General features: G+C 48.9%; 5 protein-coding genes. All 5 read left to right on the forward strand.

Annotated features, from left to right (window positions below; translation table 11 throughout):
• On the forward strand, window positions 1-233 hold a 233-nt coding region (locus QZP87_RS14450), incomplete at its 5' end, for a hypothetical protein (RefSeq protein ID WP_291323629.1).
• A gap of 276 nt (window positions 234-509) precedes the next feature.
• Entirely contained in the window at window positions 510-1,217 is a 708-nt protein-coding gene (locus QZP87_RS14455) for a restriction endonuclease (protein ID WP_291323630.1), read from the forward strand.
• A 685-nt stretch (window positions 1,218-1,902) separates the two neighbouring features.
• Window positions 1,903-2,157, forward strand: a complete 255-nt coding sequence (locus QZP87_RS14460) for a helix-turn-helix domain-containing protein (protein ID WP_291323631.1) — start codon at window positions 1,903-1,905, stop codon at window positions 2,155-2,157.
• On the forward strand, window positions 2,150-2,479 hold the full coding sequence (locus QZP87_RS14465; protein WP_291323632.1) for a HipA N-terminal domain-containing protein: 330 nt from the start codon (window positions 2,150-2,152) through the stop codon (window positions 2,477-2,479). Before QZP87_RS14460 ends, QZP87_RS14465 begins: the two co-directional genes overlap by 8 nt.
• On the forward strand, window positions 2,476-2,693 hold a 218-nt coding region (locus tag QZP87_RS14470), incomplete at its 3' end, for a hypothetical protein (RefSeq protein WP_291323633.1). The genes QZP87_RS14465 and QZP87_RS14470, both read left to right, overlap by 4 nt.

The raw sequence follows: 2,693 nt of genomic DNA on the forward strand, positions 1-2,693 counted from the left end.
AGAAAGTGAGTGCTGGAGTGATTACCTTTTGGCCTGGCTTCCGCCTGTCACGCCTGTGGCGTGATTTAATTGCTCGCAGAGCAAGCCCGAAGGGCATTAAACTGGGAGCCAGGACAAAAATTGATTTTCTCTTAATCAATCTCTTAATCTATGCCTGCCACGCGTCTTTGGCGTGGTTAATCCTGTCTAAAAAGCTCTTTTCTTTATTGGGTTGCGGGCATAGTCCGCTTTAGCTTTTTTAGCCGGAGGCAAAACAAAATGTTCTGCTGCCTCGAGTTCCCGCAAAGCCTTGATGCACCCACCGTACTGAACCTGCCCACAGGTGTCGTAAAACCCAAAGTGCTCACAGACGGCTAAAATGAATGATTTTCTGGTTGTATGTTCCCCGGTTCCTATCAACCCACAAAGATATTCAAGGTTTGCAGGTTGGGCCAATGTTTGTTTAATTTGATTTTGTCTTTCCATGCGGAGACATTACAGCATTAATCAAACTTTGTGCAGAAAAATTTTTGCGGGTAAAGGGCAGGGCTTGGGCGCGAACCTATCTCCAAAAATACGGCTGCTTGGAAAATTCAACAAGAGGCGTGTGGGCACTGACACCTCTTGCCAGAGAGATGAGGGTGGTAGAACCCAAAGAAGTAATCAAAAAGGTTCGAGATGAGGACAAAAGAAAGTCAAAAAAGAAGCACAGTGATAACCAGGATGATATTATACCAGACTTACAGGACGAGAATGATTCGTTGGGTGCCGGAGACACTTGGCAGGAAGATCTGTACCACCTTTTAACCGAAGAGATAACTCCAGATGCATTCGAACGTCTGACTCAGCGTCTCCTCAGAGAATCAGGGTTTGTGCAGGTAGAGGTCACTGGCAGAACAGGGGATGGAGGAATAGATGGTAAGGGCATAGCCAGGATTCATGGTTTCATGAGCTTTCACGTTATTTTTCAATGTAAAAAAATCCAGGGTTCAATATCGGCTGGTGCTGTCCGAGATTTTCGGGGAGCTATGGTTGGACGTGCAGACAAGGGACTTTTTATCACAACCGGAACCTTTACTCCTGCTGCAGTCAGAGAAGTTACCCGTGACGGCGCACCTCCGATAGATTTAGCTGATGGTAAACAGCTGGCCGAAAAACTAAAAGATTTCCAGTTGGGCATAAAAACCGAGATGATAGAAAGGATTACCCTGGATAAGCAATGGTTTCAAAATCTTTGATATGTGTTGAGACAAGAATGATAGATTTGTAAGTGGTAGGGGTCCGTATTGATACATCAGTGTATTGCTCCTCTGCTCCCTGGCCGCCGTCCGGCACAGTCTGTCGGCTGTGATTCAGTAGTACATCATATTTTCTTTCCTTTGGGTGCTTTCATATAAGAGTACCTTTGAGGGGATGAGTTCTGGTCAGGGTGGCGGTCAGGGGCTTTTGGGTATGCTTGGTACCTTTCGGGCTTTGCAGTGCTGGACGATCCCGGGCCTGCTGGTATGGGGGCAGGTTCCTGCTTGGGTTGTGTCAGTTCATGGGTATGGTTGACTTTTGAGTGGGGACAAAACATTGGATAAAGAAAACATCTTTATCATAGTTTTCGATGGGAGGTGTTCCCTGACTGGACAGTAAGCCTGGCTTACTTCGGCCCATGGTAGGAGCTCTGGTTGAGATATAAAAGTTATATATCATGATTTTTTGAGTGATAGGGTTGTTAGCGACATCTGCTCCTGCACTGAGAATGCTATGCCAAGTACCGCGACTATGCTTACTCCCAGTTGCAAAAGTGCAGTCCAGGAACAGGGAGGGCACAGCCCCCAATAATTGAGCGTTCCATTTTTCATTATTTTTATGGCAAAATTCATTGACTTGATTGAAGGAAGTGCTGTATGAAGGATCAGGAGGCTGGAATTTGCCATGAAAGAAGCAAAAAATACCATGTCTTTGATTGCCCGGGCAGTGCTGCATCACCGCAAGAAAGCCGGGTTGTCCCGGCGGCAATTGTCTGAGCTGTCCGGCGTGACCGAATCCTGCATTTATACTATCGAGAAGGTTTCCGGAGGGTGCCGCCTGGATACCCTTTTGAAGCTGTTTTCCGTCCTGAATATCCGTCTGGCACTTCATGGCCCGTTCATGGATGAAATCCCGGCAGATGAGGAACGTGATGCGTAAGGCCCTGATCCTGATCCATGGAAAGCCCGCGGCCGTGCTGACCGAACAGCCTGATCGCGTCTGGGAAGTGGCCTATCTTCCTGGATACCACGGCGAGCCCGTTTCCCTCAGCTTGCCTGTACGCGACGCGAAACGCCGATACCCTGGCTTTCCGGCATTCCTGGACAATCTCCTGCTGGAAGGGGCAATGCTGGAAGCATTTCTTCAAAAGCACAAGGTTGACCAGGACGACTTTTTCACCCAACTGGTCATGCTCGGGGAGAACCTGGCCGGGGCTCTGACCGTCAGGAAACTACATGCCGGCGATGAGGACTCCCCGTGAAGCTCTGCCCTGTCTCCTATGCACCTTGCGACCGGGGGGATTATTCATCCAGGGGGCTCAGGCTGCTTTCGTCAAAACTTGATCACCTGCAGCCCTTTCCTTTTGACCGGCAGGAAGCCCTGCAACTGGCCGTTGACCAGAAGGTCAAGATGTCCATTTCAGGGGTCCAGCCCAAGCTTGGCGCCCAATTATCCCTGAAAAACAGGTGTTTTGA

It is taken from the genome of Desulfonatronospira sp. (genome assembly GCA_003563255.1).
GTDB lineage: Bacteria > Desulfobacterota > Desulfovibrionia > Desulfovibrionales > Desulfonatronovibrionaceae > Desulfonatronospira.